Below are 17804 nucleotides of genomic sequence, written 5' to 3'. Positions count from 1 at the left end.
TTAGCTAGGGGCTTTCGTCGTGTTTATTTACTCTTGAGCCTCTTTTTGTTTAATGGGCCTTAAATCAATTTCTGACTGCGCCATCATATAGGCAAATTGCGCATAAGCAGCAGCGCTTTGAGCGAGCTTTTTAGGATCGATTTTATCTAAAGTATCATTTGGTGTGTGATGATAATCAAAGTAGTCAGTGCCATCTTGATTAAGTGACGCTACAGGTACACCAAGAGCTGGCATAATTGACACGTCTGGGCCACCAGAGGCCTCATTGTTACCCAATTCAACCCCAAATAATGTCATAGCCGAATGTTCTTGTTTTACTTGTTCAAAAGTATCTGGGTTAACATTAAAATCGATTCTGTACACAGGACCTGCACCAAAATCAGATTCAGCCGCAATATAGTGTTTATCTAATTCATCAGCATGTTGCTCTGCATAGGCCTTAGCACCCACAATGCCAACTTCTTCGGCTGCAAATAATACCACTCTAATTGTGCGAGCGGGTTTTTGTGGTAAGTCCAAAATCAGCTTAGCTGCAGTGGTAACAATGGCTACGCCTGCGCCATCGTCAATCGCACCCGTACCTTCATCCCAAGAATCTAGATGTGCACCAATTAATACGATTTCATCAGGTTTACTGCTGCCAGTTACCTCTGCAATAACATTATACGACGTCGCAATACCTTGATTTTCAGAGGTCATATTTAATGACAACACAATGTTAGGATCACGCTTAAGCATAGCATTAATCAAATCGGCATCAGGATTAGACATGGCCGCGGCGGGGATCTTAGGGATACCTTCTTCGTAACGCATCATGCCTGTATGGGCCATTCTGTCATGATCGGTGCCAATTGAGCGGATAACAATAGCAAGGGCGCCTTTTTCTGCAGCAGCTACAGCCCCACGAGAGCGGCCACCAACGGTTTCACCGTAACCTTTACCACTAATATGACGTTCAGTTTTGTGATCGATAAAGACGATTTTTCCTTCGATACGTCCTGGTGAGGCGGCTTGAAGCTCTTCTAAACTCTCAAAACGAACGATAGGAGCCTGGATCCCATTAACCGGAGTGCCAATACTGCCACCCAATGCAGTTACTACCAAGGGTTGCTCATAAGGAGATACGATACTGGCATGGGCAGAACCGCGTGACCAAGCTGGCACTTGAACCGATTCTTTATAGACTTTATCAAACCCCATGAGCCAAAGTTTTTCCATGGCCCAATCTACTGCAACGATGTCTTTGTCAGTGCCGGCTAATCTTGGGCCTACTTCGACTGTAAGAGATTCAACAATGTCATAGCTTAATCTTGATGATAACGCTTGCTTAGCTAACTGTTGACTAATTTGGGCATCATCTGAGTCATTGATGACCATTTTAGGTGAGGTTGTTTTTATGGGTGACACAGTTTGACAGCCAACAAGGGCGACAAAAATGGCACCGACGAGGCTGGCCTTTTGATAGTGTTTCATGAGTTTCCTTTGATTATTTTAGCTAAGTCTCATTTTTTACAACAATCTACCAAAAAGTGTGCTTTATGTCCCGACTCTATTTGTAAGGGAACGCTATATTAGAGCGGGGTTAGATTAGGAGAACATACTCGTGATGAATATAGAAAAAATGCAGCAGCAAGCAGATCATGCCGTCGTGTTGCTAAAAGCATTAGCAAATGAACGTAGATTGTTTATTTTGTGCCATCTTCTTAATGAAGGTGAAATGTGTGTCGGAGAAATGAATAAGAAGTTGGGCTTGAGCCAATCGGCGTTATCCCAACATTTAGCATGGCTTCGAAAAGATAATTTAGTGTGTACTAGAAAAGAAGCGCAAACTGTTTTTTATTCATTAAAGAGTGATAAGGTAAAAGAGCTGATCCAAGTACTGAATAATATGTATTGCCATTAATATCATCCCACGAACGTCTTAATGAACAGTTCATTAAGACGTTTCGCGTTTTCTTGCCTGTAAATGTGATAATACCATTGCGCGTTAGCAAGTGATCTCTTTGCGAGAATTTAAAAGGGCTTAAACAAGGCGAATGACTGAATGAATAGTGATTCTCTTTCGAAGTCATGCAACACAGTGTAAGCCCTTTTAAAACTCGCCAAAAAGAAATGCCCCAGCCGCTTTTGCTTTACGTTCTCGCTATTTGAAAGGGAACAACCATGACTACATAGCGACGCCTTAATCAAAAATCGCTGGACGCATTCACAGTGGTCACTTATTAATGCGCAATGGTATAACTTCAATTGGCTTTACTGTAAAGTTTTGGCGCTGTGATGTTATCAAAGGATTAGGATTTACTGAATTTAAGCGATAAAAAAACCGGCCTAAGCCGGTTTTTTAAATCTTAAATCGAAAGGATTAAGCAGCTAGTGCTTTGATTCTTGCGTTTAAGCGTGCCTTTTGACGAGCAGCTTTATTCTTGTGAATAAGGCCTTTAGTCGCCATACGGTCAACAATTGGTTGTGCAGTAGCGAATGCTTCTGTAGCCGCTTTATGGTCACCGCTTTTGATAGCAGCGATAACTTTTTTAACGTATGTACGTAACATTGAGCGACGGCTAGCGTTATGCTGACGACGCTTTTCAGACTGAAGCGCGCGCTTCTTTGCAGACTTGCTATTAGCCAAGGTGCAACTCCTAAAAACTGGATTTGATACTTTTAAAGGCCGAGGAATATGCCTGCTTTTTGTCGTCTTGTCAACGACTACGATCGAATATTCATCATAAAGATAAATTAATCCAACCTAGCATGCCTATCTTCAACCCAACTCGTGTAATATGTGGCGCAATTCTACCAGTTCTTGTGTCTGTGTGACAGGGCTAGAATCGAATATTTGTATAAATCCCATTAATTTTCTTATAAATGACCTAGAGTCTGGGGGCTGTTTGAGCAAAAAATTATTTAAATCAGGTCTTATTGTGAGTGTTATGACGCTGATTTCGCGAGTGTTAGGTTTGGTTCGTGACGTGGTGATTGCCAACTTAATGGGTGCAGGTAGCAGTGCCGATGTATTTTTCTTTGCTAACAAAATTCCGAATTTTTTAAGACGATTATTTGCTGAAGGTGCTTTTGCTCAAGCTTTTGTACCTGTACTTACGGAGTATCAAGAAAAAAAGACCCCAGAGGAAACCCGCGAGTTAATCGGTAAGGTTGCAGGAACATTAGGTGTACTTGTTTCTGTTGTTACCTTATTTGGTGTGATTTGTTCACCTGTATTAGCAGCATTGTTTGGTGGCGGTTGGTTTTTAGATTGGTTAAATGACGGCCCAAACGCAGAAAAGTTTGAGTTAGCCTCGTTAATGCTAAAAATTACCTTTCCTTATCTTTGGTTTATTACTTTTACTGCGCTTGCCGGTTCTATTTTAAATACCCGGGGGCGGTTTGCTGTGTCGGCGTTTACCCCTGTATTTTTGAATGTGGCTATTATTGCAGTGGCAATGTGGTATGCCCACACCCTTGAAAACCCAGAAATCGGTTTAGCATGGGGAGTCTTTGTTGGTGGTTTGGTTCAGTTTTTGTTTCAAATACCATTTTTAATGCGTGAAAAAGCGCTGGTTAAGCCCTCTTGGGGTTGGCATCACCCAGGGGTGGTCAAAATCAGGACGCTGATGATCCCGGCGATGTTTGGTGTGTCGGTTTCTCAAATTAATTTGTTGTTCGATACCTTCATTGCCAGCTTTTTAATGACAGGCTCAATTAGTTGGTTGTATTACGCTGATAGATTGCTCGAGTTTCCACTGGGGCTATTTGGTATTGCTATCGCTACCGTTATTTTGCCAGCATTATCGCAAAAACATGTGAACGCAGAGGGTAGCGGTTTTAATCAAACAATGGATTGGGGCGTTAAAGCCATCATGTTGTTAGGTGTGCCAGCAATGCTTGGGTTGATTGTATTAGCAAAACCCATGTTGATGGTGCTGTTTATGCGCGGCGCATTTTCTATCAATGACGTCGAAATGGCTTCATACAGTTTAGTTGCCTATGGTTGTGGCTTATTAAGCTTTATGATGATCAAAGTGTTAGCGCCAGGCTATTATTCACGTCAAGATACTAAAACACCGGTAAAATTCGGCATTATCGCCATGGTAAGTAATATGGTGTTTAATTTAATTTTTGCGATCCCCTTTGGTTATGTTGGCCTCGCTATTGCCACCTCTATGTCGGCATTATTAAATGCGGGGCTGCTCTATCGTGGTTTACATCTTAGCGGCGTGTATAAAATGTCCCGTCAAACATTGTTTTTTACCGGTAAAGTGATTATCGCAACAGCATTGATGACAACGGCAATCGGGTACTTTATGCCGCAAATAAGTGTATGGCACGAATGGCATTCGTTAGCGCGTATGCTGATGTTAATTGAGCTTATTGTCGGTGGGGCCGTTGTCTATTTACTCAGTTTACTTGCGCTTGGCGTTCGTCCCTGGAAGATTAAGCGCCAGGCCTAGTCGGCTAAATTTAGTTGCGTGAGTAAATTAACATACAAACAATGGTTAATGCGCTTAAACAGCCATAATAAACTGAGGCGGAAACTCGCATCTGACATTGGTTTGGGTATATAATCTGCCGATTTAGAATTGGCAGTTATTGAGCGTAATGGAATTAATCCGCGGTATACACAATATTTTACCTTCTCATCATGGTTGCGTATTAACCATAGGGAATTTTGACGGTGTCCATCGCGGTCATGCGCAGGTGATTAGTAATTTAGTGAGTAAAGCTCATCATTTTCAATTGCCTGCAACAGTCATGACGTTTGAGCCACAACCTCAAGAACGTTTTCGTGGTGCAGATGCGCCAGCCCGTTTAAGCTTGTTACGCGATAAAATCAGATTGCTCGATGAGCTTAAAATCGATCAATTGTTGTGTATTAATTTTACCGCAGCCTTTGCTAACCAACCTGCTGAAGCCTTTATTGAAGACTTACTGGTTAAAAAGCTCGGGGTTAAATACCTCGTAGTGGGCGACGACTTTTGTTTTGGCAAAGGTCGAACCGGTAATTTTAACATGCTGGTTGAGGCGGGCAAAAAGTTTGGTTTTACCGTGGTGAGTACACAGAGTTTTAAAGTGGGTTCGCTTAGAGTCAGTTCAACGGCAATTAGAGAGCAGCTTGCTTTGGGGCACTTAGAGCAAGCCAGGCGTTTGCTAGGGCACCCTTTTATATTAAGTGGCCGTGTGGCTCATGGGCAAAAACTTGGACGTACAATAGGGTTTCCTACTGCCAATATTGCGTTAAAAAGAAATGTGGTACCGGTGCGCGGCGTCTTTGCTGTGCGTTTATATTGGGATGGCAGCGATGTTTACGAAGGTGTCGCAAATGTGGGGTTTAGACCCACAGTGAATGGCCAAACCTGCAGGTTAGAAGTCCATTTGTTTGACTTTTCCGGTGATTTATACGGAAAACGAGTGGAAGTAGAGTTAGTTGCAAAAATTCGTGATGAACAACCTTTTGAATCACTGGATGCACTAAAAAAACAAATTTTAAATGATGCGAATGAAGCACGCGCTTTATTTAGCAACGATGCTAGCTGAAAAAAATCAGCTTTAATAACGGTATGGGATCAATGAGCGACTATAAATTTACTTTGAATTTGCCGGAAACAGAGTTTCCGATGCGCGGTAATTTGGCAAATCGCGAGCCAGAAATGTTAAACCGTTGGACGGAAGACGGTCTGTACCAACAGATCCGTGATAGCCGTACTGGTCGTAAACCTTTCATTTTGCATGATGGCCCTCCATACGCAAATGGCAGCATTCATATTGGTCACTCTGTAAACAAAATTTTAAAAGACATCATTATTAAGTCAAAAACCATGTCTGGTTTTGACGCACCTTATATTCCTGGTTGGGATTGTCACGGTTTACCGATTGAACTCAAAGTAGAGCAAAAAGTGGGTAAACCCGGCATTAAAATCTCTGCGGCAGAATTTCGTGAAGAATGCCGTAAATATGCCGCGACTCAAGTTGAAGGTCAGCGTGACGACTTTATTCGTCTTGGGGTGCTAGGCGACTGGCAAAACCCGTATTTAACGATGGATTTTTCAACCGAAGCGAACATTGTCCGCTCGCTAGCAAAAGTCATCGACAGTGGCCATTTACATAAGGGTGTTAAGCCCGTGCATTGGTGTACCGACTGTGGCTCAGCGTTAGCAGAAGCAGAAGTTGAATACGAAGATAAAACCTCACCAGCCATTGACGTGGCTTTTGTTGCTGTCGACAGTGCTGCCGTTGCCGCCAAGTTTGGTGTCGCTAATTACGCCAATCCGGTTTCAATGGTGATATGGACCACCACACCATGGACTCTGCCTGCTAACCGTGCTTTATCAATTAGCCCTGAGTTAGATTACAGCCTAGTTGAATTTACCCAAGACGGTAAAAGCAAAACAATTATCTTAGCACGCGTTTTAGTTGAGTCTTGCCTAGAGCGTTACGGCATCGAATCACATCGTATATTAGGTGAAGTAAAAGGTGCAGAGCTTGAATTAATGCGCTTTAACCACCCATTTTATGCGTTTGATGTTCCAGCCATTTTAGGTGACCACGTTACTACCGATGCCGGTACTGGCATTGTGCATACCGCACCTGGGCATGGTCAAGACGACTTTGTGGTTGGTCAAAAGTATGGTTTAGAAGTGGCAAACCCTGTTGGTGACAATGGTGTTTACAAGCCTGATACAGAATTCTTTGCCGGTCAGCACGTATTTAAAGCGAATGCGAGTGTGGTTGATTTGCTAAAGGAAAAAGAGGCGCTATTGCTCCATGTTCCTTATCGCCATAGTTATCCACATTGCTGGCGCCACAAAACGCCGATTATTTTCCGTGCAACGCCACAATGGTTTATCTCTATGGATAACCATGGATTACGTTCACAGGCGTTGAGCGAAATTGAACAAACTCAGTGGATCCCAGATTGGGGTCAAAGCCGTATTGAAAAAATGGTAGAAAACCGCCCTGATTGGTGTATTTCACGCCAGCGTACCTGGGGGGTACCAATTACGTTGTTTGTACATCGCGAAACTGAAGAGTTACATCCAGACAGTGTGTCACTGATGGAGCGTGTTGCTCATCGTATTGAGCAGCAAGGCATTCAAGCATGGTGGGATCTTGACGCAAGTGAATTACTCGGCGACGAAGCAGAGCAATATCGTAAAGTCACAGACACATTAGATGTTTGGTATGACTCAGGCTCAACCTTCTCATCAGTTGTTGCTGCGCGCCCAGAGTTTCATGGGCATGGCGTTGACTTATATCTTGAAGGTAGTGATCAGCATCGTGGTTGGTTTATGTCGTCGCTAATGATTTCGACTGCGATGAACGGTAAAGCGCCTTACAAACAAGTATTAACCCACGGTTTTACCGTAGATGGTAAAGGCCGAAAGATGTCAAAGTCTGTCGGTAATGTGATCGCGCCTTTGCAGGTGACTAACAAGCTTGGTGCAGACATTTTACGTTTATGGGTTGCCGCAACCGATTACAGCGGCGAAATGACCGTATCTGATGAAATTTTAAATCGCAGTGCCGATGCTTATCGCCGTATCCGTAATACCGCTCGTTTCTTGTTAGCAAACCTAAATGGTTTTAATCCAGAAACAGACATGATTGCATCTGAAGACATGGTTGCACTAGACCGTTGGGTTGTGCGTCGTGCAGCGGCTTTACAAAAAGAAATTATTGACGCGTATGATCAATATAACTTCCACCAAGTGACTCAAAAACTGATGCAGTTCTGTTCAGTCGAGTTAGGCAGTTTTTATCTTGATATCATTAAGGATCGTCAATATACCGCGAAACAAGAAGGGCATGCTCGTCGTAGTTGTCAGTCTGCATTATTTCACATTGCAGAAGCCATGGTTCGTTGGATGACGCCTATTTTAAGCTTTACTGCAGACGAAGTGTGGCAATTACTTCCGGGTAAGCGCGACAAGTATGTTTTCACCCAAGAATGGTACCAAGGTTTAGAAGCTGTCACGTTAGAGACTGACTTAAGTGATGACTACTGGGCTAAATTGTTAGATGTGCGTAACGAAGTGAATAAAGTACTTGAACAAGCACGTCGTGATAAACGTATTGGTGGTTCATTAGAGGCTGAAGTTACTTTATTTGCTGATGCAGATTTAGCCACGCAATTAGCCAAAATAGGTGACGAACTTCGTTTCGTATTATTGACCTCTAAAGCGGCGGTTGCTGATCTATCGCAAGCGGGTGATGATGCGATTGAAACGGAATTAAGCTCACTTAAATTAGTGGTAAATAAAAGCGAAGCTGAAAAGTGTGAGCGCTGCTGGCATTACCGTGAAGAAGTCGGCACCATCGAGGCTCACCCAACATTATGTCAACGTTGTGTGACCAATATTGAAGGCGACGGCGAGCAACGCGAATTCGCTTAAAGGATAGCAATAATGAGTTCTGTGCCATTAACTTGGAAAGACAGTGGCTTGCGTTGGTATTGGGTAGCTGCATTGGTTTTTTTAGCCGATCAGCTATCTAAGCAATGGGTATTAGCCAATTTTGATTTGTATGAGTCAGTTAAACTACTGCCATTTTTTAATTTCACTTATGTGAGAAATTATGGCGCAGCGTTCAGTTTCTTGAGCGACGCTGGTGGTTGGCAACGTTGGCTGTTTACCGTGATTGCAATTGGTTTTAGTACCTTGTTGACCATATGGCTACGTAAACAGTCATACACTATGTGGCGCAGTAATTTAGCGTTCACACTTGTGATTGGTGGAGCATTAGGTAATTTGGTCGATCGATTAATGCATGGCTTTGTAGTCGATTTTATCGATTTTTACTGGAACACGAGTCATTACCCCGCCTTTAATATCGCAGATGCTGGTATTTTTGTTGGCGCAATTTTGATTATATGGGAATCATTTAAGCCTGATGCTAAGACATCGCAGGAGCAATCTAGCCGTGACTGATTTAACAAAACAAGATGATATTGCTTTACTGTGTCATATGAACATTGTGCTAGAGGATGGCTCAACAGCCGACAGCACTAAAGCATCGGGTAAACCTGCTCGTTTAAATATTGGCGATAACAGTCTAAGCCCAGCATTTGAAGCTCAGCTTAAAGGGTTAAAAGCAGGTGATAAACATAAGTTTACCCTGGCTCCTCAAGATGCGTTTGGTGAATCGAATCCTGATGCCATTCACTATATGGACCGCAGTCGTTTTCCTGCAGATATGAAGCTTGAAGCTGGCGTGATTGTGAGTTTTGCAGGCCCAGGTGGCAGTGAAATACCAGGCATAGTGCGTGACACCGCAGGGGACTCTATCACCGTAGATTTAAACCATCCTCTTGCTGGTCATACGATTACATTTGAACTTGAAGTCGTCAGTGTTATCACCGAATAAAGGTAAAACATGTTGAAAGTTGATCCTACATCTCCAGAGTTAAGCATTTTACTGGCTAATCCTCGCGGTTTTTGTGCTGGGGTTGATCGCGCAATTAGCATTGTTGAGCGGGCTTTAGAATTGTTTGAGCCGCCAATTTACGTGCGTCACGAAGTTGTACACAATCGATATGTGGTTGAAAACTTAAAGCAACGTGGGGCAATATTTGTTGACGAGCTTGAACAAGTGCCAGACAGCAGTATTGTAATTTTTAGTGCTCATGGGGTATCACAAGCGGTAAGAAAACAAGCAAAACTGCGTGGTTTGAAAGTGTTTGATGCCACATGCCCCTTAGTCACTAAAGTGCATTTGCAAGTCACCCGTGCCAGTCGCAAAGGGATTGAGTGTATCTTGATTGGCCATGAAGGCCACCCTGAAGTTGAGGGCACCATGGGGCAATATGATAATCCTAAAGGTGGCGTTTATCTTATTGAGTCGCCAGAGGATGTTGAAAAATTGCAGGTTAACAATCCTGATAATTTATGTTTTGTTACTCAAACAACACTCTCTGTGGATGATACATTAGATATTATTGCAGCATTGCAAAAACGTTTTCCGTCGATTGAAGGGCCACGTAAAGATGATATTTGTTATGCAACTCAAAATCGTCAAGATGCAGTAAGAAGCATGTCTGCTGAAGTTGACTTATTAATTGTAGTCGGTTCAAAAAACAGTTCTAACTCAAATAGACTACGTGAGCTTGCTGAAAAAACGGGTACACAGTCTTATTTAGTTGATACTGCCGCAGACGTCGAAGCTAGTTGGTTTGATGGTGTGAAGAAAGTGGCCGTTACCGCTGGTGCTTCAGCTCCAGAGGTTTTGGTGCAACAAGTTGTTAACGCGATAGCGACTCTGGCGCCGAGTGTGATTACTGAAGTCGAAGGCCGAAAAGAAGATACTGTCTTTGCTGTGCCTGCTGAATTACGTTAATAAATTCAATAGACTACAATAAGAAACCCGCAGCTTAACTTAGGTTGCGGGTTTTTTGTACTTGTGTAATAAACCGAGTATAATACCGAATAAATGTTAACTTAATAAATCAATGTAAATATACATTGTTACCACTTTCTGATTAGCGTTAACTCGGCTATGCTAATAAATTGGCTAATCTAATCAATTTGTGGTTTTTTTAAAGCTAAGTATAAGTATTACTTATCTTTTATGGAGGCGTGACTCTGATGTCATCAAAAAGGAATGGATTTTCCTTAATCGAGGTAATGGTTTCACTAGTGATTCTGGTGATAGGCCTTATTGGCATTTTTAACCTGCATTTAGTCGCCAAAAAAGGCAGTTTTGAATCTTTTCAGCAAACTCAAGCCTCATACTTTGCAAATGACATCATCAATCGCATGCGAATTAACAGCAGCCAACTTGCTAGTTATGCAGGCACCTATACTGGGACATCAATTTCTTCAGCAAAGGCCTGTGATGTTGCTGTTGGAGCCAACACGACCTGTACCAACATAGAAACCCGCGAGTGGGATTTATACCAATGGGAACGAGCCTTTTCTGGCGAGAATGAAAAGTCATCGGACAATAATAATGTCGGGGGGCTCGATTCTGCCACAGCATGTATACGTGTCGTTGGCACTGATGTCACAGTGGTGATGACATGGAAGGGCGTGCGTGCCACCTCAGATGGTACTGAAACTAAATCTACTTTTGTTAAAGGTTGCGGCACTAGCAGCGATAGACGGCGTGTGTTAGATGTAGATACGGCGATTATAAGATGATAATGACACAATCAAAATTAACCAAGCAACAAGGTGTGTCACTGGTGGAGTTAATGGTGGCGATGTTGATCAGTTTGTTTTTAACAGCTGGTCTTTTTACCATGTTTAGTATGTCTTCAAGTAATGTCACAACAACCAGTCAATTTAATCAATTACAAGAAAATGGCCGCATAGCACTAGCGATAATGGAACGTGATTTAAGTCAGCTTGGGTTTATGGGCGACATCACTGGCACGGACTTTATTATTGGCAGCAATACCACTATATCAGCCACCGCTGTCACTGCTGATTGTGTTGGGGCAGGGTTAAATAATGCGAGTTTCCCTAATGCACAGCCCTCTCATTTCAGACGATTATGGGGATATGAGCAAGGGGTAAGCCCAGAGTCATTAGCATGCGTTTCACCTAATAGCGGTACAGATGTCATTCAAATAAAGCGCTTAATGGGGCCGCCAGTAACTGTGCTTACTTCAACGCGCTATTATGCTGCATCCACATCCAATGAAATTGTATTTTTTAATGGCAGTGCCGCAGCACCAGGATTAGCCAATAGCCGGATTTGGGAATATCAGCATCATGTCTATTTTATTCGTAATGACGGAACAACACCGGTGTTAAGGCGCCGTACGCTTTCAATTAATAACGGCATGAATAACGAGGAACAGCTTGTAGAAGGCATTGAAAATATGCGCATTCTATATGGGTTTGACAGTGACGGTGATGGCACCGCAGACAGTTATATGCCAGTGCAAAATGTCACGACCTTAATGTGGGATAATGAATTGTTTCAACGTTTAGTGTCTTTAAAAGTATTTTTATTGGTACGCTCAAGTGAAGAAGATCAAACATATACCAATGATAATACCTATAAACTTGGTGATAAAACGATAGGGCCTCTTAATGATAAGTTCCGTCGTAAAGTGGTATCGAGCACAATTATTTTAGAAAACCCTATTTTAATTAACTTATAATTTAGTGACTTAAACGTAAATAAATTTTGAGTTGATGTACGAAAAGAAGGCAGTTACATGAATACATCAATAAAGAAACAGCAAGGTATCGTGTTATTTTTTTCGTTAATCGTCCTCGTACTCATGACAGTGATCGGGGTCGCATTGGCGGTAAACTCAACACAGTCGTTAAGAATGTCTGGTGCAGGTTCTGAACGAATTGAAGCAATGGCTTCTGCTCAGGGTGGGCAGGATAAAGTGATTTTGGCTAATACAGGTAATAACACTTTCACAAACATCATAGCTATTTCTCAAATAGTTGATAATGACTTAGGTGTTACAAATACCATAACGCCATTGGTTGTAGGAGATGTACGATGCCAACGAAGTACAAAAGGCAATTCAGTTCCTATACTTTGTCGTCGAATTGAAATTTCGAGCGCTGCAATATTTGGCCGCAATAATATGGGGCTAGTGACAGTGGTTGTTGGTATTGAACAAGAAGTTAACTGAAGGAGTTAGTCATGTTTTTTAAACAATTATTTTATACATTGCTATTTGCAATTTTGGCTTACTCATCTATCAGTTTTGCTGATGACACCGAATTGTATGTGCTTGAGTCTACCGCGCGAACGGGATCTAAACCGCAAGTACTGATTATTTTTGATACGTCCGGTAGTATGAGTACCAGTTTTAAAACCGACGAGCCTTATGAACGAGGTGAAGAAAACACCTCAAATGGTACCTTAAAGGGTAATACCAAACTGTATTTTACTCGCAGCAGTTCAAATATTCCTGAAGTAAGCAGCAGTCAGTTTTTTTTACACAGTGTTAATGGTTGCGATGTAGGTGAAAAATACCTTGAAGATTATGGTATGTTCACCGGATATATTCGTGAGCATAAATATGTAGGTGAAAATGGCGTATGGTCCGAATTACCTCTAACTGATGGTAGTTCAATCAAACAAGTTGATTGTTACGAAGATATTGCCGAGCGAAACTACTATAACAATGGTACAAATTTTTATGGGTTTCCTGTTGATGGTTTAGGAACTAGCGCCGAACCGGTTCGTTATGTGGCTGCAAATAACTCATCATCCACCGCTGAAATCGATGCCGCAATTGAAAAAGCTAAGTTAACTAATTTTGGTATCGGACAACCCATTACGCTGTATACAGAGAAATATGTTAGTTGGTATCACAGCACTAAAAAGCAAAAAAATTATTCAAGATTAGAGGTGGCACAACGCGTAATTGAAGACACCATTGTTACCACTCCAGGTGTTGATTTTGGTTTGTCAGTGTTTAACAGAAATGATGCTAATGGTTCAAAAAGTGGTGGGCGTATTGTTTATGGCATCAGGACAAATAACGAATCTAATAAGTCGAGCTTATTGACCACCATTAGCAAGTTTACTGCAGATGGATACACGCCATTATGTGAAAATTTATATGAAGCTTATCGTTACTTTGCTGGTTTAGGTGTGTACTTTGGTGACGATGATCCAAATCGTACTCCAGAGAGAGACGAGTCGATTGAAAAAGAGGGAAAATACATATCTCCATTTGTGGGTAAGCAATGTCAAGATAAAGCCTATGTTATTTATGTGACAGATGGCGAACCAACCCGTGATAATAATGCTGATACTCTGATAAAAAATCTTCCAGGTATTACAAGCGCATATTCAGGAAACTATTTACCAGCGCTTGCTGGTTGGTTAAACACCAATGACGTCAATACCAGCCTAGATGGTACTCAGACCGTTTCGACTTACACGATTGGTTTTGGCTCTGATGCAGCGTCAGTCGCCGGTATTTTGAAAGAAACGGCATCACGTGGTGGTGGAGCAACTTACACCGCAGCGGATGCGCAAAAGTTACAAGAAGCATTGCAGTCGATTTTTTCTAATATTTTAGAAACTAACTCTAGTTTTACTTCTCCATCTGTTGCTAGTAATAATTTTGATAGAACCCAAACATTGGATTCAGTCTACTATGCGATGTTTTTACCTAATGAGGGCCCCCGTTGGGTTGGTAACTTGAAAAAATTCAAAGTAACAGGTTCCGGTGATGTGGTTGATAAAAACGGTAATGATGCCATTGGCGACGATGGTAATTTAGCCTCGTCTGCATGTTCTTATTGGACATCGGATTCTGTCTGTAGCGCAACAAGTGGCGGTGGTGATGGCAATAACGTCGAAATTGGTGGCGCGCTAACTAAGCTACAATCGACTGCTAGCAGAACTTTATATGGTAATTTTGGTACAGGCGGTGCGCTAAAAACATTCAACAAGTCAAATGCTGCGACCAGCCTAGGTAGTGAAGCGGCGTTAGCGACTTTTATGGGTGTTGATAAAACGGAGCTAACTAAATTATTCGATTGGACGATTGGTATCGATGTCGACGATGAAGATAAAGACAACTCAACAACCGATAAACGTTCCGATATTATGGGCGATCCACTGCATTCTAAACCGTTAGCCATAAACTATGGTACCGCCGGTTCACCAGATATCCGTATTTTACTAGGTACCAATGCAGGCTTTTTACATATGTTTAAAGATAGCGGAGCCAATGTTGAAGAGTCGTGGGCATTTATGCCACAAGAGCTATTACCTAACCTTCGTGAGTTAAGGGCAAACGTGCCAACGGGCGTTCATTCTGTTTACGGTATGGACAGCCCGCCTGTTGCATATGTTAAACGTAATGCATCAGGTGCAATTGATAAAGCCTGGCTATTTATGGGTATGCGCCGTGGCGGTAAATCCTACTATGCTTTGAATATCACCAATCCTGATTCACCTCAGTTTATGTGGAAAGTCGACCCTAGCTCTACAGGGATGAGTGATATGGGCCAGTCTTGGGCCGAGCCCGTGGTTACGTTTATCCCTGGCGTGCCCGCAGGTAATACCTCAGCTGACAATGCGTCTCCTGTAGTGATTATTGGCGGTGGATATAACCCTTCAACTAAAGATGGTGCAGGAGTTGGTACAGATGACACTACCGGTCGCAGTGTTTATATTTTAAATGCAGAAACAGGCGCCCTAGTATATCGATTTGGTACAGGCTCTAGTGGAACTCAATTACCTGGTATTGTTGATAGTATCCCAAATAGTATTGCAGTATTAGACAGTAACGGTGATAGATTGACTGACAGATTATATGCAACAGATACGGGCGGTAATATTTGGCGTATGGATTTACCGAGTGCTTCACCGACGAGTTCTACCAGTCCGTGGACTGCATTTAAGTTTGCGAGCTTAGGTGGAACCACACAAGCAACGGATAGACGTTTTTTTGCAGAAGCGGCAGTGGCGCAAACGGTATTTACCAATATTTCTCAAGTGTCAGTGACTGATTCTTCTAATAATACAACCACAAGCCTAACGTATCAAAATATCCCTTATGATGCCGTTACTGTGGGCAGTGGTCATCGACCACATCCTTTAGATACAACACGTTCAGACAAGTTTTTTGTGCTACAAGATCGTAATGTGGTGACTAAATCGTTTACTGGTGGTGCAGGTAAAGAGATCCCAGCACCATTAGAGTTAGCAAATCTTTATGATGTGTCTTCAACACCTCCGACAACTGAGACGCAGAATATCGCGTTTGGAACAAAACGAGGTTGGTATTATAACTTTGCAGCCAAAGGCGAAAAAAGTTTATCGGCCTCTACAATCATTAATGGAAGAGTGTTCTTTACTTCTTATGTTCCAGGAGATAATACCTCTACAAATCAATGTTTAGCCATTGGGCAAGGTCGATTATATGGTTTTGATTTACATAAAGGTACCCGCTCGTATACACAAGAGTATTTAGAAATGGGCGCCCGAGTTCCTGATACGCCTCAGTTAGTCATACCGCCAAATGGCACAGCAGATAGCTATATGTATCTCATTGGTATTGGCTCTGCTGGCGATGATATGGAAAAAGTCGATGATGATGAAAGTGATGGCTGTGCTGCGGGTGATGATAAATGTATCCGTGGTGGTCCAAGCGTAAATAAGATTTATTATCATATTGATGAGTAGGAAAGAGTAAAATCATGAAACAGTTTCAATCCGGATTTACATTAATTGAAGTGATGATCACAGTCGTGATAGTAGGCATTTTAGCTTCAATTGCTTATCCAAGCTATACTCAATTTGTCGCCAAAGGTGCGAGAGGTGACGGCTTAGCGGGGGTCATGCATGTGGCGAATTTGCAGGAGCAGTATTATCTGGACCATCGCACTTTTACAACTGATATGACTAAACTTGGTTTAAATGCAGATCCTTGGATTGTAGAAAATACTTACTATAAAGTTGATACCACAATCAGTGGCGGAGACTATACCGTCACCGCCACTGCTGTGGGTGTTCAAGCAAGTCGTGATTCTGCTTGTGCTACGATATCGCTAACTTCAACAGGCAGTAAAACCCCCACGGAGTGCTGGAAATGAAAACTGTAACCCCGTTATTAATCATATTAGCTATTTTTGTTTCAGCGAATGCTCTCGCAGCAGAAGATGCGTCTGATACATTAACGCCATATAAATGTCATATCGAAACACCTAATGGCGATAACATCGCATTATTTACCTGGGATAAAGCACTTGTTATTGAAGAGCAAAGTGCTTTACTAGCACAATATGTCCCAACCATCTCAAATGAGCGCTTAATCGTTAAAAGAGTGGTTGAATGCATTACCGAAGAAAAGGTGTTTAAAGACCTATTAATTCGTGAGCTTGATGCTCAAAGAACGTATTAGTATTGTTTTTATTAAAGAGTAAAAAGGCTTACTTATTAAATAAGTAAGCCTTTTTGTTGGCTTAACCTAAACTTAGGTTAACTAACCTGAGCTCGGGATAAGGGATGAACTTATACTATTTAAAATCAACATGTTACCCATTCTCACTTTCAAGCTTGTCATTTGTTCTGCTAACAAGGCGAATTGACGCGTCAATAGCTAGCCTATTGTAAGTCGATTCAACGCAGTGAGCAGGGCAAAGGACTGTTTGAAAGGCATTTATTATCCCGAACTCAGGTTAACTACAGGCTACAGTGGTTGTGACTTTTGAAATGCGACCCGATGAATTGATGTTTAATGCTTCAGAGGAGCTGCTGGTCACTTTGCCAGGGCAGTATCTAAACACACCGCTACCACCATTAGTGCCCATACCATCTGGATTAAAACTGTATCTGGACAGATCTGATTTAATAAAATCATTGCTGTTAAATGCATCGACTTTACGCAACACAATATCCGCTATTCCGTTCGTGGTGTCCATTGTGCCTATGGTGCCATTATCAATAAATACGCTAAAACCCTGGGTCCAATCTGTACCGCATGCCGTTGATGTCATCGGGCACACAGATACTCTACTGCCATAGCTTACAGCTTGGCTTCTAGCAAAAACTAACGATGATTCGATAGTGCTAATGGCATTTCTTGCCCTGACTCCTTCATAAAGAGAATTAAATGAAGGTACTGCAACTGTGATCAGAATGGCGGCAATAACCACAGTAACCATGACCTCGACTAAGGTAAACCCTGACTGTATCTTTTTCATGTGTACATCCTCATCATAATAGTGAAGAGTATAACGAAGCACAGCATGAATTACAGTGTTTAATTGGCTATTTTTGTTTGATTATTTTATTTAAAAAGAAGTTGTATATTACTATTACTTAAATAAAAAATGACAAAATTAACCACAGCACAGGTATGAACTTTTTTGTTT

General features: G+C 42.0%; 16 protein-coding genes. 13 read left to right on the top strand and 3 right to left on the bottom strand.

All coding sequences use genetic code 11. From position 1 onward, the window contains the following. Positions 1–27 precede the first annotated feature (27 nt). Positions 28–1473 carry a M20/M25/M40 family metallo-hydrolase gene (locus L2703_RS06355; protein WP_248970284.1) on the bottom strand — a complete coding sequence of 482 codons (1446 nt, stop codon included), beginning with the start codon at positions 1471–1473 and terminating at the stop codon, positions 28–30. 133 nt (positions 1474–1606) lie between these two features. Here L2703_RS06355 and L2703_RS06350 point away from each other — a divergent pair, with 133 nt between their 5' ends. Next, complete coding sequence (locus L2703_RS06350; RefSeq protein WP_248970402.1) at positions 1607–1903, top strand: ArsR/SmtB family transcription factor; 297 nt, start codon at positions 1607–1609, stop codon at positions 1901–1903. Positions 1904–2362: 459 nt separating this feature from the next. Here the strand turns inward: L2703_RS06350 and rpsT are convergent, their stop codons facing one another. Continuing rightward, positions 2363–2629, bottom strand: a complete 267-nt coding sequence (rpsT, locus tag L2703_RS06345; protein ID WP_248970283.1) for a 30S ribosomal protein S20 — start codon at positions 2627–2629, stop codon at positions 2363–2365. A gap of 259 nt (positions 2630–2888) precedes the next feature. Between rpsT and murJ the strand changes: the two genes are divergently transcribed. The 12 genes from murJ to L2703_RS06285 all read left to right on the top strand — a co-directional run bounded on the left by murJ (position 2889) and on the right by L2703_RS06285 (position 16831). After that, positions 2889–4448 (top strand): murein biosynthesis integral membrane protein MurJ, encoded by a 1560-nt coding sequence (gene murJ / locus L2703_RS06340; RefSeq protein ID WP_248970282.1) that lies wholly within the window; start codon positions 2889–2891, stop codon positions 4446–4448. 148 nt (positions 4449–4596) lie between these two features. Beyond that, positions 4597–5532 (top strand): bifunctional riboflavin kinase/FAD synthetase, encoded by a 936-nt coding sequence (gene ribF / locus L2703_RS06335; RefSeq protein ID WP_248970281.1) that lies wholly within the window; start codon positions 4597–4599, stop codon positions 5530–5532. A 32-nt stretch (positions 5533–5564) separates the two neighbouring features. Next, complete coding sequence (gene ileS, locus L2703_RS06330; RefSeq protein ID WP_248970280.1) at positions 5565–8387, top strand: isoleucine--tRNA ligase; 2823 nt, start codon at positions 5565–5567, stop codon at positions 8385–8387. 21 nt (positions 8388–8408) lie between these two features. Next, on the top strand, positions 8409–8921 hold the full coding sequence (gene lspA / locus L2703_RS06325) for a signal peptidase II (protein WP_248970401.1): 513 nt from the start codon (positions 8409–8411) through the stop codon (positions 8919–8921). Beyond that, a complete protein-coding gene (fkpB, locus tag L2703_RS06320) occupies positions 8914–9357 on the top strand; it encodes an FKBP-type peptidyl-prolyl cis-trans isomerase (RefSeq protein ID WP_346347543.1) in 444 nt (147 codons plus the stop codon). The genes lspA and fkpB overlap by 8 nt, the downstream gene beginning before the upstream one ends. 9 nt (positions 9358–9366) lie before the next feature. Continuing rightward, complete coding sequence (ispH, locus tag L2703_RS06315; protein WP_248970279.1) at positions 9367–10326, top strand: 4-hydroxy-3-methylbut-2-enyl diphosphate reductase; 960 nt, start codon at positions 9367–9369, stop codon at positions 10324–10326. 248 nt (positions 10327–10574) lie between these two features. After that, on the top strand, positions 10575–11129 hold the full coding sequence (gene pilV / locus L2703_RS06310) for a type IV pilus modification protein PilV (RefSeq protein ID WP_248970278.1): 555 nt from the start codon (positions 10575–10577) through the stop codon (positions 11127–11129). Beyond that, positions 11126–12100, top strand: coding sequence for a PilW family protein (locus tag L2703_RS06305; protein ID WP_418357328.1), 975 nt, complete (start codon positions 11126–11128; stop codon positions 12098–12100). Before pilV ends, L2703_RS06305 begins: the two co-directional genes overlap by 4 nt. Positions 12101–12169: 69 nt before the next feature. Next, complete coding sequence (locus tag L2703_RS06300) at positions 12170–12592, top strand: pilus assembly PilX family protein (RefSeq protein ID WP_248970399.1); 423 nt, start codon at positions 12170–12172, stop codon at positions 12590–12592. A gap of 11 nt (positions 12593–12603) precedes the next feature. Then, positions 12604–16113: a pilus assembly protein gene (locus L2703_RS06295; RefSeq protein WP_248970276.1), complete on the top strand. Its 3510-nt coding sequence runs from the start codon at positions 12604–12606 to the stop codon at positions 16111–16113. A gap of 14 nt (positions 16114–16127) precedes the next feature. After that, positions 16128–16523, top strand: a complete 396-nt coding sequence (locus L2703_RS06290; protein WP_283107825.1) for a type IV pilin protein — start codon at positions 16128–16130, stop codon at positions 16521–16523. Beyond that, positions 16520–16831, top strand: coding sequence for a TapY2 family type IVa secretion system protein (locus L2703_RS06285; protein WP_248970275.1), 312 nt, complete (start codon positions 16520–16522; stop codon positions 16829–16831). The genes L2703_RS06290 and L2703_RS06285 overlap by 4 nt, the downstream gene beginning before the upstream one ends. 277 nt (positions 16832–17108) lie before the next feature. Here the strand turns inward: L2703_RS06285 and L2703_RS06280 are convergent, their stop codons facing one another. Then, the gene (locus tag L2703_RS06280; RefSeq protein ID WP_248970274.1) at positions 17109–17633 is read right to left on the bottom strand and encodes a GspH/FimT family pseudopilin; all 525 of its coding nucleotides are present in this window, start codon (positions 17631–17633) and stop codon (positions 17109–17111) included. Positions 17634–17804: the final 171 nt, after the last annotated feature.

It is taken from the genome of Shewanella basaltis (assembly GCF_023283885.1).
Classification (GTDB): Bacteria; Pseudomonadota; Gammaproteobacteria; order Enterobacterales; family Shewanellaceae; genus Shewanella; species Shewanella basaltis.
Note: the sequence above shows the minus strand (reverse complement) of the source record. Positions and strands in the feature narration are given on the sequence as shown.